Annotated in this window: 18 protein-coding genes; 3 read left to right on the top strand and 15 right to left on the bottom strand. The window is 61.7% G+C overall.

Going from position 1 to position 22,501, the window contains the following annotated elements; all coding sequences use genetic code 11:
- A complete protein-coding gene (locus tag QIW53_RS18585) occupies positions 1-1,152 on the top strand; it encodes an acyl-CoA dehydrogenase family protein (RefSeq protein WP_371051088.1) in 1,152 nt (383 codons plus the stop codon).
- Between the two features lie 203 nt (positions 1,153-1,355).
- Here the strand turns inward: QIW53_RS18585 and QIW53_RS18580 are convergent, their stop codons facing one another.
- The 10 genes from QIW53_RS18580 to QIW53_RS18535 form a co-directional block, all read right to left on the bottom strand.
- Positions 1,356-2,129 (bottom strand): enoyl-CoA hydratase, encoded by a 774-nt coding sequence (locus QIW53_RS18580; protein WP_371051087.1) that lies wholly within the window; start codon positions 2,127-2,129, stop codon positions 1,356-1,358.
- Positions 2,130-2,142: 13 nt separating this feature from the next.
- Entirely contained in the window at positions 2,143-3,270 is a 1,128-nt protein-coding gene (locus QIW53_RS18575; protein WP_371051085.1) for an acyl-CoA dehydrogenase, read from the bottom strand.
- A gap of 135 nt (positions 3,271-3,405) precedes the next feature.
- Complete coding sequence (locus QIW53_RS18570) at positions 3,406-4,599, bottom strand: acetyl-CoA C-acyltransferase (RefSeq protein ID WP_371051084.1); 1,194 nt, start codon at positions 4,597-4,599, stop codon at positions 3,406-3,408.
- An 11-nt stretch (positions 4,600-4,610) separates the two neighbouring features.
- Positions 4,611-5,372, bottom strand: a complete 762-nt coding sequence (locus QIW53_RS18565) for an SDR family NAD(P)-dependent oxidoreductase (RefSeq protein ID WP_371051083.1) — start codon at positions 5,370-5,372, stop codon at positions 4,611-4,613.
- Positions 5,373-5,388: 16 nt separating this feature from the next.
- Complete coding sequence (locus QIW53_RS18560) at positions 5,389-7,053, bottom strand: AMP-binding protein (protein WP_371051081.1); 1,665 nt, start codon at positions 7,051-7,053, stop codon at positions 5,389-5,391.
- Between the two features lie 246 nt (positions 7,054-7,299).
- Positions 7,300-8,316 carry an AraC family transcriptional regulator gene (locus QIW53_RS18555; RefSeq protein WP_371051079.1) on the bottom strand — a complete coding sequence of 339 codons (1,017 nt, stop codon included), beginning with the start codon at positions 8,314-8,316 and terminating at the stop codon, positions 7,300-7,302.
- 81 nt (positions 8,317-8,397) lie between these two features.
- Positions 8,398-9,483 (bottom strand): polyamine ABC transporter substrate-binding protein, encoded by a 1,086-nt coding sequence (locus QIW53_RS18550; RefSeq protein ID WP_371051078.1) that lies wholly within the window; start codon positions 9,481-9,483, stop codon positions 8,398-8,400.
- Positions 9,484-9,539: 56 nt separating this feature from the next.
- Entirely contained in the window at positions 9,540-9,881 is a 342-nt protein-coding gene (locus tag QIW53_RS18545) for a cupin domain-containing protein (protein ID WP_371051076.1), read from the bottom strand.
- A gap of 23 nt (positions 9,882-9,904) precedes the next feature.
- Positions 9,905-11,311 (bottom strand): NAD(P)/FAD-dependent oxidoreductase, encoded by a 1,407-nt coding sequence (locus tag QIW53_RS18540; protein ID WP_371051075.1) that lies wholly within the window; start codon positions 11,309-11,311, stop codon positions 9,905-9,907.
- Positions 11,312-11,361: 50 nt separating this feature from the next.
- A complete protein-coding gene (locus tag QIW53_RS18535; protein WP_371051074.1) occupies positions 11,362-12,177 on the bottom strand; it encodes a helix-turn-helix transcriptional regulator in 816 nt (271 codons plus the stop codon).
- A gap of 263 nt (positions 12,178-12,440) precedes the next feature.
- Here QIW53_RS18535 and QIW53_RS18530 point away from each other — a divergent pair, with 263 nt between their 5' ends.
- Complete coding sequence (locus QIW53_RS18530; protein WP_150711725.1) at positions 12,441-12,713, top strand: DUF1652 domain-containing protein; 273 nt, start codon at positions 12,441-12,443, stop codon at positions 12,711-12,713.
- A 57-nt stretch (positions 12,714-12,770) separates the two neighbouring features.
- Here QIW53_RS18530 and QIW53_RS18525 read toward each other — a convergent pair whose 3' ends face one another.
- A complete protein-coding gene (locus tag QIW53_RS18525; protein ID WP_371051073.1) occupies positions 12,771-15,242 on the bottom strand; it encodes a UvrD-helicase domain-containing protein in 2,472 nt (823 codons plus the stop codon).
- Between the two features lie 233 nt (positions 15,243-15,475).
- On the opposite strand from QIW53_RS18525, the gene QIW53_RS18520 reads away from it, so the two are divergent.
- On the top strand, positions 15,476-16,171 hold the full coding sequence (locus tag QIW53_RS18520) for a pirin family protein (protein ID WP_371051072.1): 696 nt from the start codon (positions 15,476-15,478) through the stop codon (positions 16,169-16,171).
- A gap of 124 nt (positions 16,172-16,295) precedes the next feature.
- Here the strand turns inward: QIW53_RS18520 and pgm are convergent, their stop codons facing one another.
- The 4 genes from pgm to QIW53_RS18500 form a co-directional block, all read right to left on the bottom strand.
- On the bottom strand, positions 16,296-17,942 hold the full coding sequence (gene pgm, locus QIW53_RS18515; protein WP_371051071.1) for a phosphoglucomutase (alpha-D-glucose-1,6-bisphosphate-dependent): 1,647 nt from the start codon (positions 17,940-17,942) through the stop codon (positions 16,296-16,298).
- Between the two features lie 110 nt (positions 17,943-18,052).
- Positions 18,053-19,453 carry an aminotransferase-like domain-containing protein gene (locus QIW53_RS18510; protein ID WP_371051107.1) on the bottom strand — a complete coding sequence of 467 codons (1,401 nt, stop codon included), beginning with the start codon at positions 19,451-19,453 and terminating at the stop codon, positions 18,053-18,055.
- Positions 19,450-20,928: a hypothetical protein gene (locus tag QIW53_RS18505; protein WP_371051070.1), complete on the bottom strand. Its 1,479-nt coding sequence runs from the start codon at positions 20,926-20,928 to the stop codon at positions 19,450-19,452. The genes QIW53_RS18510 and QIW53_RS18505 overlap by 4 nt, the downstream gene beginning before the upstream one ends.
- Before the next feature lie 529 nt (positions 20,929-21,457).
- Positions 21,458-22,480, bottom strand: coding sequence for a zinc-dependent alcohol dehydrogenase family protein (locus QIW53_RS18500; RefSeq protein WP_371051069.1), 1,023 nt, complete (start codon positions 22,478-22,480; stop codon positions 21,458-21,460).
- Positions 22,481-22,501 lie beyond the last annotated feature (21 nt).

Here is a 22,501-nt window from a genome sequence, read left to right as displayed (position 1 = left end):
ATGCACGATATCGAATTGAGTGAAGAACAAGTCATGATCCGCGACATGGCCCGGGATTTTGCCCGTTGCGAGATCGCGCCCCACGCCCAGGCCTGGGAAAAGGCCGGCTGGATCGACGACGCCCTGGTGGCGAAGATGGGTGAGCTGGGCCTGCTGGGCATGGTAGTGCCCGAGGAATGGGGCGGCACCTACGTTGACTACGTCGCCTACGCCCTGGCGGTGGAAGAAATTTCCGCCGGCGACGGCGCGACCGGCGCGTTCATGAGCATCCACAATTCCGTGGGCTGCGGCCCGGTCCTCAACTACGGCACCGAGGAACAGAAACAGACCTGGCTGGCGGACCTTGCCAGCGGCCAGGCCATTGGCTGTTTCTGCCTGACCGAACCCCAGGCCGGTTCCGAAGCACACAACCTGCGCACCCGCGCCGAATTGCGTGATGGTCAGTGGGTGCTCAACGGTGCGAAGCAATTTGTCAGCAACGGCAAGCGCGCCAAGCTGGCCATCGTATTTGCCGTGACCGACCCGGACCTGGGCAAGCGCGGCATCTCGGCGTTCCTGGTGCCCACCGATACCCCGGGCTTCATCGTTGACCGCACCGAACACAAGATGGGCATCCGGGCGTCCGACACCTGTGCCGTGACCCTGAGCAACTGCACGATTCCCGAAGCCAACCTGCTGGGCGAGCGCGGCAAAGGCCTGGCGATTGCCCTGTCCAATCTCGAAGGCGGCCGGATCGGCATCGCGGCCCAGGCGCTGGGCATCGCCCGGGCGGCATTCGAAGCGGCCCTGGCCTATGCCCGGGACCGCGTGCAATTTGCCAAACCGATCATCGAGCACCAGAGCGTTGCCAATCTGCTGGCCGACATGCAGGTGCAGTTGAACGCCGCCAGGCTGCTGATTCTGCACGCCGCCCGCCTGCGCAGCGCCGGGAAGCCGTGCCTGTCGGAAGCGTCACAGGCCAAGCTGTTTGCCTCGGAAATGGCCGAGAAGGTCTGCTCGTCGGCGATACAGATTCACGGTGGGTACGGGTATCTGGAGGATTACCCGGTGGAGAAATACTATCGGGATGCGCGGATCACGCAGATTTATGAGGGGTCGAGCGAGATTCAGCGGATGGTGATTGCCCGGGAGCTGAAAAACTACCTGATCTAAGCCTTTGGTCTGCACCATTCTCTGCGTGGGAGCGACCAAAAGCATCGTCGGAACGCCGCCCGGAGCCGGCTCGCTCCCACACTGGATCTCTCAACACTGGAGATCTACTGTGGGAGCGAGCCGGCTCGCGATGGTCGTCAACGATGACGCGGGATGTCTGGATGTAAAGCGGACACTTGTGTGAGCGAGCCTGAAAGCGCTACCTACTTCCCGACGAACTCCGCCTCCCGTTTCCCAATGAACGCCGCCATCCCCTCCTTCTGATCCTGCGTCGCAAACGCGGCATGGAACACCCGACGTTCAAAGCGCACGCCTTCCGACAGGCTCACTTCAAACGCACGGTTGACGCTTTCCTTGACCATCATCGCAATCGGCAAGGATTTTTTGGCGATCAGCGCTGCAACCTTCAGGGTTTCCTCCAGCAATTCATCGCTGGGCACGATGCGCGCGACGATACCGCAGCGCTCCGCTTCCACCGCGTCGATCAGACGCCCGCTCAGGCACATTTCCATCGCCTTGGCCTTGCCCACGGCGCGGGTCAGGCGCTGGGTGCCGCCCATGCCCGGCAAAACGCCGAGGTTGATTTCCGGTTGACCGAACTTCGCGTTGTCGCCGGCCAGGATGAAGTCGCACATCAGCGCCAGTTCGCAACCGCCGCCCAGGGCAAAACCGTTGACCGCCGCGATGATCGGCTTGCGCCGGTTGGCCACCCGGTCGCTGTCGCTGAACAGGTCGTCGAGGTAAATCTGCGGGTAGGTCAGCTCGGCCATCTCCTTGATGTCGGCGCCGGCGGCGAAGGCTTTTTTCGAGCCGGTCAGCACGATGCAGCCGATGTTCGCGTCCTGTTCCAGGCCGTCGAGGGCATGGTTCAGCTCGCTGACGATCTGCGCGTTCAACGCGTTGAGCGCCTGCGGACGGTTGAGGGTGATCAGGCCGACACGGCCGTGGGTTTCCAGCAAAATCGTTTCGTAGCTCACAATGGACTCCTTCTTAAAGATTGCGCGAAATGACCATGCGCTGAATGTCACTGGTGCCTTCGTAGATCTGACACACCCGCACATCGCGGTAGATGCGCTCCAGCGGGAAGTCGTTCAGGTAACCGTATCCACCAAGGGTCTGCAACGCCGCCGAGCAGACCTTCTCGGCCATTTCCGAGGCGAACAGCTTGGCCATCGAGGCCTCGACCAGCGCCGGCTTGCCGCTGTCACGCAGCGCCGCCGCATAGTGCACCATCTGCCGGGCGACGGCGATCTGAGTCGCCATGTCGGCCAGGCGGAAGGCAACGGCCTGGTGCTCGATGATCGGCTTGCCGAAGCTCTCGCGCTCGCGGGCGTAGTCGCGGGCCGCTTCGAACGCGGCGCGGGCCATGCCCACCGATTGCGCAGCGATGCCGACACGGCCACCCTCGAGGTTGGCCAGGGCGATCCTGTAGCCCTCACCCTCCTCGCCCAGGCGGTTGGCCACCGGCACCTTGACGTTTTCGAAGAGGATCTGACAGGTGTCCGAGGCGTGTTGGCCGAGTTTGTCCTCGACCCGGGCCACGCTGTAGCCCGGTGAATCGGTAGGCACGATCAACGCGGTGATTCCGCGCTTGCCGGCACTCGGGTCGGTCACGGCAAACACGATCACCACCCCGGCGTTCTGCCCCGAGGTGATGAATTGCTTGCTGCCGTTGAGCACGTAATGATCGCCTTCCAGCCTCGCGCGGGTTTTCAGGCCACTGGCGTCGGAGCCGGCCTGGGGTTCGGTCAGCGCGAAGGCCCCGAGCATCGCGCCGCTGGCCAGGGGCTTGAGGAAGCGCTCCTTCTGTTCATCGTTGCCGTAATGCAGGATCGGCACGCAACCCACCGAGTTGTGCACGCTCATGATGGTCGAGCAGGCACCGTCGCCGGCGGCGATTTCTTCCAGCGCCATGGCGTAGGCCAGGTAACCGGTGTCGCAACCGCCCCATTGTTCCGGCACCAGCATGCCGAAAAATCCCAGCTCGGCCATCTCGCCAATGGCTTCTTTCGGAAAGCGGTGCTCGCGGTCCCATTCGGCGGCGAAGGGTTTGAGCCGCTCCTGGGCGAATTGCCGGGCGGCTTCGCTGATCTGTTGTTGTTCGTCGTTGGGGATCATAAAATTGAGCCTTTATACAGTCGAAACTGTGGGAGCGGGCTTGCTCGCGAAGGGGCCGTGTCAGGCGATATTAATGTTGAATGACACACCGCATTCGCGAGCAAGCCCGCTCCCACAGGGGAAAAAGGGAGTGCCTCAGGATAGGCATTCCACGGCCATCGCCGTGGCTTCACCGCCGCCGATGCAGATCGCCGCGACGCCGCGCTTCAGGCCTTTCTGGCGCAGGGCCGAGAGCAGGGTCACGAGAATGCGCGCGCCGGACGCGCCGATCGGGTGGCCAAGGGCGCAGGCGCCGCCGTGTACGTTGAGTTTGTCGTGGGGGATCTCCAGTTGGGTCATCGCTGCCATGCCGACCACGGCGAAGGCTTCGTTGACTTCCACCAGGTCCACGTCAGTGAGCGACCAGCCGGTTTTCTTCATCAGCTTCTTGATGGCACCGATCGGCGCCGTCGGGAACAGGCCAGGCGTGTCGGCGAAAGCCGAATGACCATGGATCACCGCCAAAGGCTTGAGGCCACGCTTGTCCGCCTCGGATCGACGCATCAGCACCAGCGCCGCCGCGCCATCGGAAATCGAACTGGAGTTGGCAGCCGTCACCGTGCCACCCTCGCGGAACGCCGGTTTCAGCGCAGTGATCTTGTCCAGCCGGGCCTTGGGTGGCTGTTCGTCGTGGCTGATCAGCACCTGCTCCTTGCCGACCGTCACGGTCAGTGGGACGATTTCATCCTTGAAGCGGCCGTCCTTGATCGCCTGCTGGGCGCGGGTGGTCGAGGCGATGGCGAACTCGTCCTGGGCCTGGCGGCTGAAGCCGTGGGTCTCGGCGCAGTCCTCGGCAAAGGTGCCCATCAGGCGGCCCTTGTCGTAGGCATCTTCGAGGCCGTCGAGGAACATCGAATCCAGTACCCGGCCGTGGCCCATGCGGTAACCGCTGCGGGCGCGGTCGAGCAGGTACGGCGCGTTGGACATGCTCTCCATGCCCCCGGCGATCACCACCTCGGCGCTGCCGGCGACCAGCATGTCGTGGGCCAGGATAGCGGCCTCCATGCCGGAGCCGCACATTTTGTTCAAGGTGGTGCAGCGGGTCGATTTATCCAGCCCGGCGCCCAGTGCCGCCTGACGAGCCGGGGCCTGGCCGAGTCCGGCCGGCAGTACGCAGCCCATAAGCACTTCATCCACGGCGCCGGACGCGAGACCGGCGCGCTCAACGGCGGCGCGAATCGCTTCGGCGCCCAGTTGCGGGGCCGTCAGGCTCTTGAGTTCACCCTGGAACCCGCCCATGGGGGTGCGCACGGCGCTGACGATCACAATCGGGTCATTGGCAGTAGTCATGACAAATCCTCTTACTTGGCGGCCATGCGCAAGGCGCCGTCGAGACGGATCACCTCGCCATTGAGCATGCTGTTTTCAATGATATGCCGGACCAGCGCGGCGTACTCGTCCGGTTTGCCCAGCCGTGGCGGGAACGGCACGCCAGCGGCCAGCGATTCGCGGACCTCAGGGGTCATGCCGGCCATCATCGGCGTTTCGAAAATGCCCGGGGCGATGGTCATCACGCGGATGCCGAAACGCGCCAGTTCACGGGCGGCGGGCAAGGTCAGGCTGACAATCGCGCCCTTGGAGGCGGCGTACGCCGCCTGGCCGATCTGGCCGTCGTAGGCCGCCGCCGAGGCGGTGTTGATGATCACCCCGCGCTCGCCATCGGCATCCGGTGTGGTTTCGGCAATCGCCGCCGAGGCCAGGCGCAGCATGTTGAAGCTGCCGATCAGGTTGACGTTGATCACCTGGCTGAAACTGCCCAGCGCGTGCGGGCCGTTCTTGCCGAGGATCTTCTCGCCACGCACGATGCCAGCGCAGTTGACCAGGCCGTTCAGGCCGCCAAAGGCTTTGACCGTGGCCTGCACCGCCGCTTCGGCCGCCGCTTCGTTGCTGATATCGGCCACCACGCTCTGCGCACCGAGCCGTTCGGCCTGGGCCGCGACAGCCTCCGCGTTCATGTCCACCAGCATCACCTTGGCGCCGGCGGCCACCAGCATCTGCGCCGTGGCCGCACCGAGACCGGAAGCGCCGCCAGTGACGAGAAAAACCTTGTTTTCGATCCGCATCATTGTTTCCTTGGGTTCAATCTGAAACGTTCTTCGCCGCGGCCTCTTGAGCCTTGGCGATTTCCTGGTTGCGCAAGATAAAGCGCTGCAATTTGCCGCTTGGGGTTTTCGGCAACTCGCTGACAAATTCGATTTCACGGGGGTAAGCGTGCGCAGCCAGGCGCTTGCGCACATGCTGGCGCAGTTCCTCGGCCAGCTCCGGCGCGGCGCGGTACTGGGCGCCGAGCACCACGAAGGCCTTGACCAGTTCGGTGCGCTCCGGGTCGGGTTTGCCGACCACTGCCGCTTCCACCACCGCCGGGTGTTCGATCAACGCGCTTTCAACGTCGAACGGTCCGACGCGGTAACCCGAGGTGGTGATCACGTCGTCGCTGCGCCCGACGAAGCTGATGCTGCCGTCCGGGTTCCACTCCACGGTGTCGCCGCTCAGGTAGTAATTGCCGACGAAGGCCTTGGTCGGTGCGCCCTCGTAGCCGGCGAACCAGCACATGGGCGACTGGGTACGGTCGATGGCCAGGATCCCGGGCTGACCGACACCCAGTTCCCGGTGTGCCTCGTCCAGCACCACGATGCGGTGTCCGGGCGAGGCAAATCCGGCGGCGCCGAGGTGGATCGGATGATCGAGGCCGTGGTGGTTGCACAGGACCATGCCCAGTTCGGTCTGGCCGTAGTGGTCGTGGATCGCCACGCCGAGGTTATCGGCGAACCAGCGGATCACCTCAGGGTTCAATGGCTCGCCGGCGCTGCTGACGATGCGCAGCTTGCCCTTGATCGATTGGGCGAACGCGTTGCCGCCGGCAATCAACAGGCGGTAGGCGGTGGGTGAACCGGTAAGGTTGGTGATGCCGTATTTGTTGATCACCCGACAGGTACTTTCCAGGGTGAACGGACCATCGTAGAAGGTGATCGGGTGCCCCATCGCCAGCGGTCCGGTGACGCCGAAATAGATGCCGTAGGCCCATCCCGGATCGGCGACGTTCCAGAACGCGTCTTCCGGGCGCAGGTCCACGGCGTCGCGGGTGTAGCTCTGGAACGCGACGATGGCCTTGAGCGGCACCGACAGCGCCTTCGACGGCCCGGTGGTGCCCGAGGTGAACATCAGCAGGAAGGGGTCTTCGCCCGTCAGCAGCACCGGCTCGCACTCGGGGGAATGATTGGCCAGTTCGGCCCAGAAGCTGAAATCGCCACGGACAATGCCCTGGCCTTTCGGGCCGCCGACGCTGACGATGGTCGGGCAATTGGCGACTTCCGCCAGTTTTGGCCGGTTGACCGCATCGGTGACCACCACCTTGGCGCCCGAACTGCCCAGACGGTGCTCGATGGCTTTAGGCCCGAACGCGGTAAACAGCGGCTGATACACCGCACCGATGCGCCAGGTGGCGAACACGGTGATCAACAGCTCGATGTTGCGTGGCAGCAGACCGGCGACCCTGTCGCCCTTGCCCACGCCCTGGGCCCGGAGGAAATTGGCAAAGCGCGCGGCCTGGTCCTGCAGCTCGCGGAAACCATAGGTCGCACTCGCGCCGTCACGGCCTTCCCAGAACAAGGCGATGCGCCCCGGCAATGCATGCCGGTCGCAACACTCGACACAGGCATTGAGCGCCGTCAGGTCGCCCGCGAGTGCGGCGTTGACGGTGTGCTGATAATTGAACTGTGACGTGGCAGACAAGTAATCGCGCATTGCCAGAATCCCTCTGTATTTTTATTAGGTTGGGGAACCGTAAAAAGCAGGGAAATACTCGCTCCACCCGGGGGCGCGGGCAATGGTCAAAGCCATCAAGTTGCTTGACTGGTTTGACCAAGGTTCAATGGCTGCGGCGGCTGCAAGGGCCTCTTCGCTGGCAAGCCAGCTCCCACAGGGATATCGGTCGACTGTGGGAGCTGGCTTGCCAGCGAAGAGGCCGGCAGCCCCAACACAATACCCGCCTCAGTGCGCCTCGTTCAGAATCAAACTCCGGTAATGCCCCGGATTGGACCCCGACCACTTGCGAAAGGCCTTGTAGAACGAACTGGCATCGGCAAATCCCAGCCGGGTGGCGATGTCGGCGAAACTGATGCTCGGCTCGGCCAGCCAGACGATGGCCAGTTCCTTGCGCACACTGTCCTTGAGTCCCTGGTAGGTCTGGCCTTCCTCGGACAGACGCCGGCGCAGGGTCGAGGCCGACATGCACAACTGCTGGGCCAGCGCTTCGGTCTCCGGCCATCGTTCGGCCGGCAACTGCCGCAGGTCCTGCTTGATGCGGCTGGCCAGGCTCTGCGGGTCGCGGTACTTGACCAGGATATTGGCCGGCGCCTGGGCCAGGAAGCGTTTGAGTTCTTCGGCGCTGCGCTTGATCGGCAGGTCCAGGCAATCGGCGGAAAAAATCATCCGCGTCCGTGGCCGGTCAAACCGAAGGTTTTCCGAGAACATAACCCGGTAATCATCGCAAAAGTCCGGCTCGGCGCAACGCAGCTCGATGGCCAGGATGGGAATCCGCCGACCCGCCAGCCAGCACGCGACGCCGTGCACGATCATCCAGTAGGTGAAATAGGTAAAGGCGCGTCGTGGGTCCTGTTCGTCCTCCAACAGCACGATCTCCGCCAGGCTTTGCTGACGAACCAGTTGCGCCGGCAGGTGTTCGAGCATCAGCGACAGGAAGGCCAACCCTGACGTCAGGCCGGCCGCAAGGCTGGGCTGGACCATCGAGCAGCGACAGAGGAACGCCAGGCTCCCGGATTTGAGCTTGCGCGGGTCCATGCCAAAAAACTCATCGTCGCGCCTGCGAGCCAACAAACGCCACAGCCGTGCATAGGCCGTGGCCGGTACACGGGCGTCGGGGGACTCCAACTGTGCGGGATCGATGCCGACCTTGGTCAACACCTCATGGGTGGCCGCCCCCGGCGCGCAACTTTGCAGCAGTGCTTCGCGCACCAGTTGCATGGAAATGGTGTCTTTTTCCGACATTGAGTGAGGTGGGCCCTGTTGTTTTTTTCAATGCGCGCATCTTACCGCACAGAGCCCACAGAATGACCTGATCCCAAACCTTCAACTGCCTGTGCGGATCTTGTTCCATACCCGCGTGCGAATGCGATCGATGTTCAGCGGCATCGCTTCGAGCGCAAACAGTTTCCCCATCATTTCCGGGCTCGGGTACACCTTGGTGTCGTTCCTGATCGCCGGGTCGATCAGGCTGTCGGCCTGTTCGTTGCCGTTGGCGTAGTGCACGTAGTTGCTGATGCTGGCCATGACATCCGGGCGCAACAGGTAGTCCATGAACGCGTAACCGGCCTTCTCATCCGGGGCGTCGGCGGGCATCGCCACCATGTCGAACCAGATCGCCGCGCCTTCCCTGGGAATCGCGTAGCCAATCTCAACGCCGTTTTTCGCCTCTCTGGCGCGGTTTTCCGCCTGCAGGATGTCGCCGGAGAACCCCACCGCGACGCAGATATCGCCATTGGCGAGGTCGCTGGTGTACTTGGACGAGTGGAAATAGCTGACATAAGGGCGCACTTTCATCAGCAGCGCCTCGGCCTTTTTGTAGTCTTCCGGATTCTTGCTGTGGTGCGGCAAGCCCAGGTAGTTCAAGGCGGCGGGGAGCAGCTCCGGCCCGTTGTCGAGGATTGCCACGCCGCACTTCTGCAACTTGGCCATGTTTTCCGGCTTGAAGATCAGGTCCCAGGAATCCACGGGCGCGTTGTCGCCCAGCACTGCCTTGACCTTGGCAATGTTGTAACCAATGCCGGTGCTGCCCCACAGGTACGGGAAACCGTGCTCGTTGCCCGGATCATTGGTTTGCAGTGCCTTGAGCAGCACCGGGTTGAGGTTCTTCCAGTTCGGCAACTGGCGCTTGTCGAGCTTTTTCAGGGCACCGCCCTGAATCTGCCGGGCCATGAAGTGGTTGGACGGGAACACCACGTCGTAACCGGATTGGCCGGTCATCAGCTTGCCGTCCAGGGTTTCGTTGCTGTCGTAGACGTCGTAGGTGAAGCCGATGCCGGTTTCAGCCTGGAAGTTTTTCGTGGTGTCCGGCGCGATGTAATCCGACCAGTTGTAGATCTTCACCGTTTCAGCCGCCTGGCTGAGCGTCGCAACGAGTGCCAGAGGCGCCAGGGTCAATGTTGTTCGCAGCATGGGTCGATTCCTGTGTATGGGCTTTTGTTATTGGCAGGCAATCAAAAAAACGACGTTCAAAAAATCAGGACGTAGCTCTTGCGCACGGTTTCCTGGATGTCCCAGATACCGAGCGTGTTGGCTGGCAACATCAGTGCATCGCCGGCTTCTATGTGAAGGGTTTCACCCTCATCCGGGGTGAAGGTGCAGCGACCCTGGATGAAATGACAGAATTCCTGGGCGACGATCTGCCGACGCCAACGGCCGGGCGTACACTCCCAGACGCCGGTTTCGACGCCGTCGTCGCGCTCCACACTGGTGGTGGAGGCCACCGCGACGGGTGTGCCCAGCGGCACGGCCACCGGGTTCGATTCGTCCAGTTGCAGGGTGGCGGTGTTCTTGAACTGCGTGATGCTCATGGGAATACCTGTCGATGTAAAAGTCAGTGCATGAAGCCTTCCATGAAGCCGGCGATAGCGCTGGCCAGCTTGCGCCGCCAGGGCGCGGTCGCCGGGTTGGCGAGCACCTGGTCTTCGTGGACGAAGCTGCGGATGATGGCGTTGTAACCGAGCCAGCGGCAGGGTTCCGGCTCCCAGGCCTTGAGCGCGGCGAGGCCGCCCTGGGGAATCACCCAGGGCTGACGAGTCAATTCGGTATCGCGTTGCAGGATCAGATCGGCCAGGGTTCGACCGCCCAGGTTGCTGGCGCCCACGCCCTCCCCGCCATAACCGCCGGACAAGGCGATGCCGCTGGCCTGATCGCACAGCATGTGCGGCTGGAAACGGCGCGACATCCCCAGGTTGCCGCCCCAGCCGTGGGTAATGCGCACCTGTTTCAACTGCGGGAACAGCTCGCCGAACAGATAACGGCGCAGCTCCACTTCATCGCGGGTCAGGTCAAAGTCATTGCGCAGCTTGCCGGCGAACTGGTAACCGCCCCGCGCGCCGAACACCAGGCGGTTGTCCTTTGTGCGCTGGCCGTAAGTGACCTGACGGCTGCTTTCGCCGAAAGCCTGTCCGCCGCTCAGGCCAATTTCATCCCAGGTCGCGGCGGACAGTGGTTCGGTCGCCACAATCAGGCTTTGCACCGGCAGCTGATAACGGCCCAGCCCTGGCAAGGTCGCGGCGTACCCCTCCACCGCCGGCACCACCCAGCGGCTGCGCACCGAGGCTTTTGCAGTACGCAGGCTGCCGGGCTGCCAGTGGCTGACCGGGCTGTTCTCGTAAATCCGCACGCCCAGACGCTCCACGGTCCTGGCCAGGCCGCGCACCAGTTTGGCCGGGTGAAGGGTGGCGACGTGCGGTGCGTAGATGCCACCATAGGGCTTGGCGATTCTGATCTGTTGCGCCAGTTGCTCAGGGCTGAGCCAGCGGTAGTCGCGCTCGGTCAGGCCTTGCTGGTAGAGGCTGTCGAGGTACTGATGCAGGCTGGCTTGCTGTTCCGGATAGCGCGCCGCGCAATACAGCGCTCCACCCTTGCGATAATCGCAGTCGATGCCTTCACGTTCGAGGACAATCTCCACCTCATCGGCAATGCCGTGCAGCAGGTCGTAGGACGCGCGACGCTGTTCGACCGACAGAGACGCCAGCAAACGGTCTTCACCAAGAATATTGCCCATCAGCCAGCCACCGTTGCGCCCCGAGGCGCCAAAACCGGCGGTTTGCGCCTCGACAATGGCAATGTTCAACGTTGGCGCCTGGCGCTTGAGGTAATACGCGGTCCAGAGGCCGGTGTAACCGGCGCCGATAATCGCGACGTCGACGTCCAGGTCCTGCTCCAGCGCCGGGCGCGCCTCCAGCGGCTCGTCGAGCTGATCCATCCACAAACTGATACCGCGCCACGCTGTCATCCAGGACTCCGCCACTCAAACTTCGATGGCGTTGATCCTAGTGCGTGGGCTCAGGGACTGTCTTGCGCGCGTGCACGCAAAGAAATCTGTTTGACGTAGGCCTTGGGCGACAGGCCGGTGTGCTGGCGAAAACAGCTGTAGAACGCCGACAGCGAATTGAAACCGGCGGCGAATGCCAGGTCGTCGATGCGCAGCGCTGGCGTGGCGACGTCCAGCGCGGCCAGCAGATGCTGCAAGCGTGCCTGGTTGACGTAACGATAGAAGCTCTGGCCCAGCACCTGATTCAGCAGATAGGACATCTGGTTGCGGCTGTAACCGCACGCTTTTGCCACCCGCTGCAGGTCGAGTTCGGGATCCAGATAGGGTTGCTGGCGCTCGAAATAATGCTGCAGGTCCTGCGCCATGAAGCTCAACTGACGAGGCGACAGACCAAGCCGGCTGGCGGCCGGTCGCGGCGCACCGCCCGCTGTGCCGAGCGTTTGTTCACGCACCAGCGAAGCATATTCGTTGACCCGCCAGATCAGCCCGTCACGCACGGTGATCGCTTCACTGGCACGAAATGACACCAGGCCTTCGCCGCCGCGCAAGGTAATCCGGTACTGAATGAACGCCGTGTCGCCATCCAGGCGGATGCGGTCCGAGTGCTCCAGCGCCTCGTCCGGATCACGCGGCATGCTGCTGCGCACGTATTCGCGCAACTCGTCCAGGCCCAACACACGGTTCTGGAAAAAGTCGTTGTACTGGACGTCGGGGTGATAAAGCGCCATGACGCCGTCCAGATCGCGGTGCTTCCAGCGCAGGTGATAGCGCAGGACCGTCTCTCGGGTCACCTGGGTCTGCTGTGCGTCCTGTTCGTCGGCGGACATTGGAATCTCGACGGCAAAAAACCGGAGCTTGCCGAAATTATCTGAACGCATCAACGTTGGTTGAGTAGTAGCACTTGGCCTACTCCGCCGGCCCGCTGTGACCTGAATCAAAAAAAATTGAACCAATCGCCAATCGGCCGGAAAAAACCACATTCTTTTCACATCCAGGTGCTACTTTTAACCAGGTCACCGGTTGAGCCAATGAAGGCTCTTCCCTCCTAACATGAGCTAAAGGAAGCGCTCGGAATGAAGGCGGGCTATCTATGAATAAAGGCTTCAGCAAGGTCACCTTTCCAAACGCCTGCCAGTTGATGCGCTGGCATTTTCATCCCATGGGATTCGAGGCGAGCATGGACGCCCCGGGCAGCATGATCGCCCGTCTGTTTGACCGTGCCAGTGGCGAAACCATGATCGCCATTGCCGGTATTCCGTGCGCAACGGTCATGAATGCGGCGGATGTCGAACGAATAATCGAAGCGGTGGAGGATGAGCTTGAATCATTCATTCCACCGGTCGCTCTCAGGAGTTATGCCTGAAGGTGAAGTGATTCCAGAGCAAAAGCCCGCGTCATGCGGGCTTTTTGCCGTCTGCGGCTAGAGCACTTTTCCTGCCCGCTGATCGACAAAGAACGGTTTGCCCTTGCCAATGCGGTCGGACGCCTTGGGCATGTTGGCTGCCTGGGTGTCTTGCCCGTCGACGTACCAGTAGCAATGACTCACGGCCCGGGTGATGCCGACATAGGCCAGGCGCAGGATCTCGTCCTTCTGGGCATTATCGTAGGCTTCGCTGTCGTTCGACTTGCCAAGGCCCGCCATGCGATACACCTGGTTCTTGTAAGGCGAACTGGTCAGGTGCTGGCAATCGCCCAGCAGGAACACGGCATCGGCTTGCAGGCCCTTTGCGCTGTGATAGGTCAGTTGCTTGAGCCTTCGCGAGGCGTAGGGCAAGCTAGAATCCACATTAACTACAGACTGAATAGGATGCTCTATCAATAGCTTATCGCTACTTTTTCGATAGAGCATCAAGATAGAATCGCCTTTTTCATAGTGGATCTTCAGTTGCTGGGCCATGGCCTGATCGTCGCGATCCAGCACCTTGACCGGCCACAGCGGTCCGGCGTCGCCGGTCGCTTTGGCCTTTTTGCCGGCGATGGCCGGTGCCGCGCGAACGATATGCTCAGCCGCGTCGATGATGTACTGGTGACTGCGATAGTTGTCGCTGAGCATCACCTTGGTGGTGCTCGGCGACGCAAACTCCTTGTTGAACTCCATGAAATAGCTCGGCGAACTGCCGCGCCAGCCGTAAATCGACTGCCAGTCATCCCCTACGCAGAGCAGCGACGAACGCTGAGCACCGCGCCCTACGTGCATCGACGGTCCACGACTGCGGATTTCCGCGAGGCTGGCGCGAATCCAGGACACGATCTGCGGAGACACGTCCTGAAATTCGTCGATCATCAGGTGCGACAGCGGACGCAGCAATTCATCGCTCAACAGCTTCTGGTTTTCCGGGGAGTGCTCGCTGAACAGGGCAAACATGCGGTTGTAGGTCATTACCGGCGGCTTCTGATCCAGCAGATGATCCTCCAGGGCACGCCAGAACAGGCTCAGGGCCTCGAAGAACAACCGATCCGGATCATCCTTGGCGAAACTCATCTGGCCGACGGCGTTCGGCACGTCCAGGCCCAGGTTCTCGATGAACCCGGCTGCTGCAACGAAACAGTCCAGCAAGGGTGCCGAACTCAGCTCACCCTTGACTTTGTAATCGAACCCCGGTCCGGCACTGGCATCGCCGGCCAGCGATGCCAAAACCCGTCGAGATGACTCGTAGCTATCCAGCCATATCAATGGCTTACGACAGAAAGCTTGAAACAGCGTGCGCTTTACAGCCCACTCCGCGCGCACGCTGAGCTTGGCGTTCGGCCGACTGACCTGAGGGTTTTCCCGGGGATCGAAACCCAGCACCACCCATGCATCCAGGCCTGGAATGTAGCCATGACAGTGAAAGGTGGAGCCATTGATCTCGAAAGCCTGCCGCTTGGGCTCGATGCCCTTGATGGGCCAGGCATCAGCGCTGAACCACAGATCCTCGATGAAATCGCACAACTCCTCATCACGCTTTGCCGCCAACTCGGTGACGGCGACACGCTTCTGCACATCCGGATGATCGCGCTCCAGCTCCTTGAGCTGCAAGGCATGGCGGGACAATGGCTTGATCAGCTCACGGAAGCGTTCGTCGCGGCTGTGCAACTGGTGGTAACAAGCGTTGAGCAACTGCCGCTGGGCGTCGTTGATCCGCAGATCGAAAGGATTGCTGTCGATATCCTCATCGCTGCCCTGCGGGCGATTGCTGAGGTTTTCGAACGCCTGCAGCCGCTCGAAGCCAGGCAGGCTGCGCACCATCGGCAGAATTCGCGAGTGGAAGGTGCGCACCAGGTCCCGCGCCTCCTTCAAGCTCAACGTACGCCCCCAAAGCGCCAACAACTCGATCAGCTTGTTGATGAAGTCCTTGCGCGACTCGCGGGTGAAGGTCACCACGGTCATCGAATCGAGTTCAAACCCCAGGTACTGGGTCAGCAGCACGATACGCAGCGCCAGGGTAGTCGACTTTCCCGCACCGGCGCCGGCGATGACCGAGGTCGACGGCGTGTCACTGAAGATCATCTTCCACTGCGCGGCGCTGGGCTGCGCATGGGCCGGCAACAGGCGCGCCACATCGGCCTTCATGCGTTTCTTCAGGTCGGCGCTCAGCGGCAGGCGCCAGTCGTCGAACAGCTTGTCGTCGACATTCGGCGGGCGGTGTTCGGTCGAGCGCGAGTCACGGATCAGCAACACCTGCCGACCTTCCTCCAGGCCTTCGAGCTTGCCTTCCTTATAGCCGTAGTCGACACCGGCGCTGTGCCCGCTGCGAAAACCATCGGCCTGGCCGTGCAACCAGGAGGCACGGTGCTGAGCCCGCAACCGAGTCAGGCCATGGCCAAAGAATCGGGCGGCCAGACGCTTGAGCAAGGGCATCTCGGCCAGGGGACGAAGTTCAGGAGGAAGATCGGAGGTGTGTTGCGGCACGCGCTGACTCCAGGGTGTGAGGCTGTTGAGACTATGGTGTCTGCATTTGCCATTCAGATCCAGCAAAATGCTTACAGGTCATTGGCTTATGCGATGAAGTGAAGGTTGGATGAGAATGTTTCGAGGTTATTTCTGATCAACTTATTCGATGATAATGCAGCAGTTTTTACGCTTTTTACCGATTGTTTCCTGATGGATGATGCTCGCCATCAAAGCCTTATCAGGAGACGATCATGCTTGAACTCAGACCTTTCAAATCCTTGGGCGGCGCCCATCACGGCTGGTTGGATGCTCACCACCACTTTTCGTTCGCCGAATACTATGACCCCAAACGCATGAACTGGGGCAACCTGCGCGTCTGGAACGATGACGTGATTGCCGCGGGTACCGGTTTCCCGACCCACCCGCACCGGGATATGGAGATCATCACCTACGTTCGCGAAGGCGCGATTACCCACCAGGACAACCTGGGCAACAAGGGTCGTACCGAAGCCGGCGACGTCCAGGTCATGAGTGCCGGCACGGGAATCGCTCACAGCGAGTACAACCTGGAAGCCACCGACACCAGGATCTTCCAGATCTGGATCATTCCCAATGAAACCGGACTGGCACCGTCCTGGGGTGCCAAGCCCTTCCCCAAAGGCGATCGTGAGGGTTTTGTGACATTGGCCAGTGGCAAGTCAGGTGACGACCAGAGCCTGCGGATTCGTGCCGATGCGCGCCTGGTCGCCGCGAACCTGAAGGCCGGCGAGTCTGCCGAGTATCGGCTGGACAATGGTCGTCGTGCTTATCTGGTTCCCGCCACGGGCGTCATTGAAGTCAATGGCTTACGCGCACAAGCTCGAGACGGTGTTGCGGTGGCCGATGAGCAGGTACTGCGCGTCACGGCCATCGAGGACAGCGAGATCGTGTTGGTCGATCTGGCTTGATGCAGTGTCCACCTGCAGGAGCGCGCTTGCTCGAGAGGGTCTGCATCGGTAACGCGGGCTGTCTGACACCCCGCGTTGACCGGCACTCCATCGCGAGCAAGCGCGCTCCTGAAGGGGTTGGAGATTACGTGGCGGAAATCGCCCCATCCACCAAAGTCTGCGCTTCGGCGACCAACTGCTTGAGGTGGTCGTCACTGACGAAGCTCTCGGCATAGATCTTGTAGATGTCTTCGGTACCCGACGGGCGCGCCGCGAACCAACCGTTCTCGGTCATGACTTTCAGACCACCGATGGCCTGGTCGTTACCCGGCGCATGGCTGAGGATGCTCTGGATCGGTTCGCCCGCCAGCTCAGTCGAGGTGACCTGCTCTGGCGACAACTTGCTCAGCAGCGCTTTCTGCTGCGGATTGGCCTTGGCATCGACCCGCACCGAGAACGGCTCACCGAGCTCGTCGGTCAGCGCACGGTAGGCCTGGCTCGGGTCGCGCCCCGTGCGCGCGGTCATTTCCGCCGCCAGCAATGCTGGAATCAAGCCGTCCTTGTCGGTGCTCCAGACGCCGCCGTCCTTGCGCAGGAACGAAGCCCCGGCGCTCTCCTCGCCACCAAAGCCCAGCGAGCCGTCAAACAGGCCATCGGCAAACCATTTGAAGCCGACCGGCACTTCATACAGGCGACGACCCAGGCGCTTGGCCACGCGATCAATCAAACCGCTGCTGACCACGGTTTTGCCCACCGCCGCGTCGGCGCGCCATTGCGGGCGGTTCTGGAACAGGTAGTCGATCGAGACAGCCAGGTAATTGTTCGGCGCGAGCAATCCGCCCGACGGAGTCACGATGCCGTGACGGTCGTGGTCGGGGTCGCAGGCAAACGCAACGTCGAAGCGCTCCTTCAAGCCGATCAGGCCCTGCATGGCGTGGCTGGACGACGGGTCCATACGGATCTGGCCGTCCCAATCCACGGTCATGAACCGGAAGGTCGAATCGACTTCCTTGTTCACCACTTCGAGGTCCAGCTTGTAATGCTCCGCAATCGCCGACCAGTAGCGCACCCCTGCTCCACCCAGTGGATCGACACCCAGGCGCAGCTTCGCATCACGAATCGCGTCGAAGTCGATCACGTTGATCAGGTCGGCGACGTAGGTATTCAGATAGTCATGGCGGTGGGTGGTGCTGGCCTTCAGCGCCTGTTCGTAACTGATGCGCTTGACCCCGGCAAGTTTGTTGCCCAGCAGTTCATTGGCCTTGGCCTCGATCCACTTGGTGATGTGGGTGTCGGCCGGGCCGCCGTTGGTCGGGTTGTATTTGTAGCCACCGCTTTGCGGCGGGTTGTGCGACGGCGTGATGACAATGCCGTCGGCCAGCCCGGAGGTCCGCCCGCGGTTGTAGCAGAGAATCGCATGGGAAACGGCGGGTGTCGGGGTGTATTCGTCACCCTCGGCAATCATGACCGTCACGCCGTTGGCGGCCAGCACTTCAAGGGCACTGGCGCCGGCCGGGGTGGACAGCGCATGGGTGTCGATGCCGACGAACAGCGGGCCGTCGATGCCCTGGGATTCGCGGTACAGGCAGATGGCCTGACTGATCGCCAGGACGTGCCACTCGTTGAAACTCAGATCGAACGAGCTGCCCCGGTGCCCGGACGTGCCGAACGCCACGCGCTGGGTAGCAACGGCGGCGTCAGGCTGGCCGGTGTAATAGGCCGTGACCAGTCGCGGGATGTCGATCAACAGGTGTGCCGGTGCCGGTTTGCCCGCAAAAGGACTGAGTGTCATGCAAAACCTCTGGAATAGACTGGTTCAGGGATGGATCGCAGTTTACTGGCAGTTTGACCGTAACGCGATGGGATCGATCCACCGGCCTGCAAGGATGATTCAGCCCCCACTCAATCGATCGCCTCCAGGCGCAGGGCATCGCCGAGCAGGCTCAACGCCGCCCCGAGGTCATGATCACCGCTGAACGCATGATTCAGGCGTACATGCTGCGCGTGCAGCCCCTGCAAACTGAACAACTCCCCCGGCGCAATCACTACGTGCTGCTTGAGCAAGCGCTGGAAAACCCGCCGCATATCGACCTGGCGCAGTGAGCGCGCCCAGATGGTCGCCCCGCCACGGGGTTCGACGACCTGCAGGGCATCGCCCAGGCGTTCGTGCAGGAGCTGCGTCATTTGCACTTTGCGATCCCTGAGCAATCTGCGCAGCACCTGAAGGTGCTGGTCGACCCGGCCATTGGCGTACAAGCGGGCAATCGCTTTCTGGCGGATCGGCGACAAACGAAAGGCGCGTAACAGAAAATGCCGCTGCAACTGCTCGCTGAAATGCCGCGAGAGCAAATAACCGTAAGGCGCTTCCGGGCCAATGGTTTTTTCGAAGGTGGAAAACACGATCAGCCGCTCAGGGTCGAGCAGATCGCGGAAACGTAAACTGCCCGTTTCGAATTCGAGCTCACCATAACAGTCGTTCTCCAGCACCCAGACACCGTATCGCTCCAGCAACCGGGCGACGGTCTGCCGGTTGTCATCGGGCGCCAGGCTGCCACGCGGCACGTTAAACCCCGACGACAGCATCACCAACTGAACCCGCCGGGTGTCCAGCAACTCCTCCAGCACTTCGGCGTCCAGGCTGCCATCGGCCTGCACGGGCCACTCGACCACCTGGACATCCGCCTCCTGTAATAGGCGCAGGATCGTCCAGTCGCATGGCGACTCGACGACCACCGCAGCCTCCTTGAGGCCCAGGACGGCGATCAGTATTTCCAGGACGCCACGCAGGTCGGCGCCGATGTAGACATCATCGGCGTGCCAGCAGCGTACCGGTGAAGTGGTGTAGCGCGCCGCCAGGGCGGTACGCAGCTCCAGTTCACCGCAGGGCTGTGACGGCGGCTGCGGCAGGCGCGGGTACTGGCGCAGCAGCTCGCGTTCGAGCAACAGCAACGGGCTGTCCAGCGATTGCAGCAAGGCCGGATCATCGGCACTGAACACCAGCATGCCCGGGCGACGGGCGCTCACGTACAGGGTTTCAAGCAAATCGCCGTCGATGCCAGGCGGGCCGAGGGACGACACCGGCATCGCGTAATAGCCCGACTTGGCCACCGAGTAGACCCGCCCTTCCTTCTCCAGCAGCGAATAGGCGTACTGGATGGTCGAGATCGACACGCCCAGGCGGTTGGCCAACTGGCGCAACGACGGCAGGCGCACACTGGCGTCATGAGTCGGCTCGTTGATCAGGTGGGTCAGGTATCGATACACTGCCTGATAGGCAAAATCGGTCTCGCGAGTACCTTTCAACGTCCCGCTGACCATTCACCCGCCACCGCTGCGTCATGGTCGACGGATAACCCTTGCACACCGTCGTATTGCTCGTCACTCATCGCGTCCATGGCCCTGGGCACCGGTCCCATGCGGTACAGCTTGCCGATGAGGTTGACCGGCAGCCCGCTGACATCGACCATCCATTGCGCAATCTGCTCCGACACCGCACTGCCCTGCATCGCCCGGTGCAAGTCAGGCATGGCCACCAGCATGCCAGGGTGGCACTGGCGCAGGAAACGCTCGAGCCCGGCACCGTTCTCAACGAAAGGCGCGAACAGCAGGCAAACCAGTTGCGCCTCGCTCAACCCCAGTTTCTTTTGCGCTTCGGCTGCAGCCAGGGCACGTTGATCGGCCAACCGCGCCGGGTTGCCAAAGACCTCCACAGCCTGTTCGCACAGGCGTTCCGGCAGATGCTTGCGACGCATCATCACCAAGGCGCGCTGCAGGTACTCGGCGACCCCCGAGTCATAGCTGCCACCATCAACGTAGCACGCCCGAAGTCCTCGGACATGGGCGCACAGCGCCGGGCTGACGTACTCGTTCTCGCTGAGCTGCGCCGTGAGTTCGTCAGGCTGAAACCCCAGAAACTCGGTGAGCAACGGCCAGCGCTCCTCGCGGTTGCTGACCAGCATGTCGTGAATGTCGATGAAGGAGGTACGGCGGCATGCCTCGAACTGCTCGGCGGGACGCCACGGTGCCTGACCCTGCGCGCCGTACAGCACACGGTAAAAATCAGTGCCCAGTTCGTCGAGTGTCGCGTACAGCTCATCAAAGCCAACGCCCGCAGAACGCGAGTGCTTGAGTCCGGCCTTGGCCGCTGCTCGCTTCAGGCCATCGAGAAACTGTTTCTGCTGGCGCGGTGTGTCGCTGCTGATGAACGCGTCGACACCGCGGTCCCAGCGAGCGATCTGCCCATAGAACTCGCCCATCGCCAGGTACCCGTCGTCCCACAGGTCCAGCGGCCCGTCCAGCGCTCGGCGATGCCCCACCATCAGCAGGTTGAGCCGGCTGGCTTCGCGCCCCGCCTCGGAGATCGGCGCCGGGTGGGTGAACGGCAACACCTCTCGATGATCCGCCGTCACCACTTCCACTCTCGGGTCATCGTAGAAAAACAACGCACTGTTGCTGCGGTGGCTGTTGTCCTGGGCCGTCGGGTTGCTGCCGTTCATGCGCAGTGAAGCCACGCGCAACTGGAAGGTCGCGGGTGCCCGTCCGGCAATGCTCAACTGCGCGGCACGCAGCAGCGCCAAGGTGTAGCAACTGTCCCGCGAGCCGGACTGGACCGCCAGTACCTTGTAGTTGCCAATGTGTTCCATGCCACCGGCGGTGACGACCAATCGCTGGATCAACAACTGTAAGGCCGTGCGTTCCGCCCGGGAAAAGAAGCCCAGCAAACGTTGCAGCATCTGCTGATAGACATAGTTCATCGCCTGATCATGGATAAGGGTCATGTTTATTTACCTGATGCTCATAAGTTCAGTCATGCACAAACAACGACAAGCAGTGAGCAAACGAATTGTCTGCCACCGATGAGGTGCCGGAGATCATTCAAAGGCTAGCACTTTAGCCTTGAGTCATTATTTTTTAGAACGCGGCCGCGCGCGTGCTTCGCCAACCGGCAGCCTGCCGGTAACGCCCGGAATAGAGGGATCTTCAGACTTAAATAGATATCCTAGGAAATGTCTTACAGTGCCCCACAGACATTTAGCACAGGAAATAAGGAAAGAAGTCGCACCGGCATTTGGGGGAGCGGCGCAACCATCAACGGCTTGTCGGAAAAGTATTAACGAAGTGCTTTGAAAAGTATCAACCCGATACCCAGACATGACTCTTTCCTTGAGATGAAAGTAATCATTCAATTATCAAGGCTAAAAGGGCGATTAGAAGATACAGATGATGGGCAAAAACCAGCTCAGTTGCTGAGCAATCCGTGAAGAACCAAAAAAAGTCCGTGCAAGCACGGACTTTTCAGTAGCGATGTTACGCCGGCTCGACCTCGAGGGCGACCCGCTCGCGGCATGGGCACTCGTCCATGTAGCGGTGGGCTTCGACGAACTCGGAAAACGGGAAGACCCGAGTCTTGAGCGGCAACAGAACCCGATCGGCCGTCAGTTGGTTGATGTCACGCAAGGCCCGCTGCAGCGCCGCCTGGTCCTGGACGATACCCAGCTCCGGCTTGCCAGTGAAGTTGCCGATGCAGTGCACGAAGAACTGGATGTTCTTCTGGAACGCCGCGCAGGCCGGGAATGGCGTCTGGTTGCCGCCTTGCAGGCCGTACAGCACCAGGCTGCCACGCGGTGCCAGCACGTCGCCCAACAACGACATCTGCGGGCCGCCCAAACCATCGAATACCACATCGACGCCACGGTTCTCGGTGATTTTGTTGATCCGCATGAGCAGATCTTCCTCCTCGGTGACGATGACTTTCTCGGCACCCAGCGACAGCAGGTATTCACGCTCTTCAGCGGTCTTGGTCGCGGCAATCACCCGCACACCCAGGGCCTTGCCCAGTTGCACGAAAGAAGGTCCGGCACAGTGACTGGCATCAGTCACCAGGGCAAATTGGCCGGGTTTGACCCGTGCCAGATCGGCATAGGCAAAGTAGGCAACCAGCAACGGCGTGTAATGCACCGCCGCCTCGATCGGGCTGAGCACGTCCGGGTAACGGGTCAGTGCCGTACGTGGCAGCACAATCTGCTCGCCGTAGACCGGGTAGTCGTTCGGGCTCTCGGCCGGAAAACTGGCGACCTTGTCGCCCACTGCCAAGTCATCGACGCCCTCGCCGACGGCGGTTACCACGCCGGACATTTCATGGCCCAGGCCTGACGGCAGGCGGGCATGGGAGGACGCCAGGTTCTGACGCCAGAGAATGTCATACCAGCTGATGCCGATCGCTTCGACGCGCACCTGCACTTCGCCCGGTGCAGGGAGAGCCGCCGCATGCTCTTCGCATTTGAGCACCTCGGCTGGACCAAACTTGTGAAAACGGATCGTGCGGGACATCGCAAACCTCGCCAAATGAAC

It is taken from the genome of Pseudomonas fluorescens, assembly GCF_041354075.1.
GTDB lineage: Bacteria > Pseudomonadota > Gammaproteobacteria > Pseudomonadales > Pseudomonadaceae > Aquipseudomonas > Aquipseudomonas fluorescens_CE.
This window is presented reverse-complemented; position numbering and strand designations above follow the sequence as displayed.

Coding starts and splice junctions, on each gene's coding strand:
- QIW53_RS18585 (WP_371051088.1), top strand. CDS start 1: ATGCACGATATCGAATTGAGTGAAGAACAAGTCATGATCCGCGACATG.
- QIW53_RS18575 (WP_371051085.1), bottom strand. CDS start 3,270: ATGATCCCCAACGACGAACAACAACAGATCAGCGAAGCCGCCCGGCAA.
- QIW53_RS18570 (WP_371051084.1), bottom strand. CDS start 4,599: ATGACTACTGCCAATGACCCGATTGTGATCGTCAGCGCCGTGCGCACC.
- QIW53_RS18565 (WP_371051083.1), bottom strand. CDS start 5,372: ATGCGGATCGAAAACAAGGTTTTTCTCGTCACTGGCGGCGCTTCCGGT.
- QIW53_RS18560 (WP_371051081.1), bottom strand. CDS start 7,053: ATGCGCGATTACTTGTCTGCCACGTCACAGTTCAATTATCAGCACACC.
- QIW53_RS18555 (WP_371051079.1), bottom strand. CDS start 8,316: ATGTCGGAAAAAGACACCATTTCCATGCAACTGGTGCGCGAAGCACTG.
- QIW53_RS18550 (WP_371051078.1), bottom strand. CDS start 9,483: ATGCTGCGAACAACATTGACCCTGGCGCCTCTGGCACTCGTTGCGACG.
- QIW53_RS18545 (WP_371051076.1), bottom strand. CDS start 9,881: ATGAGCATCACGCAGTTCAAGAACACCGCCACCCTGCAACTGGACGAA.
- QIW53_RS18540 (WP_371051075.1), bottom strand. CDS start 11,311: ATGACAGCGTGGCGCGGTATCAGTTTGTGGATGGATCAGCTCGACGAG.
- QIW53_RS18535 (WP_371051074.1), bottom strand. CDS start 12,177: ATGTCCGCCGACGAACAGGACGCACAGCAGACCCAGGTGACCCGAGAG.
- QIW53_RS18530 (WP_150711725.1), top strand. CDS start 12,441: ATGAATAAAGGCTTCAGCAAGGTCACCTTTCCAAACGCCTGCCAGTTG.
- QIW53_RS18520 (WP_371051072.1), top strand. CDS start 15,476: ATGCTTGAACTCAGACCTTTCAAATCCTTGGGCGGCGCCCATCACGGC.
- pgm (WP_371051071.1), bottom strand. CDS start 17,942: ATGACACTCAGTCCTTTTGCGGGCAAACCGGCACCGGCACACCTGTTG.
- QIW53_RS18505 (WP_371051070.1), bottom strand. CDS start 20,928: ATGACCCTTATCCATGATCAGGCGATGAACTATGTCTATCAGCAGATG.
- QIW53_RS18500 (WP_371051069.1), bottom strand. CDS start 22,480: ATGTCCCGCACGATCCGTTTTCACAAGTTTGGTCCAGCCGAGGTGCTC.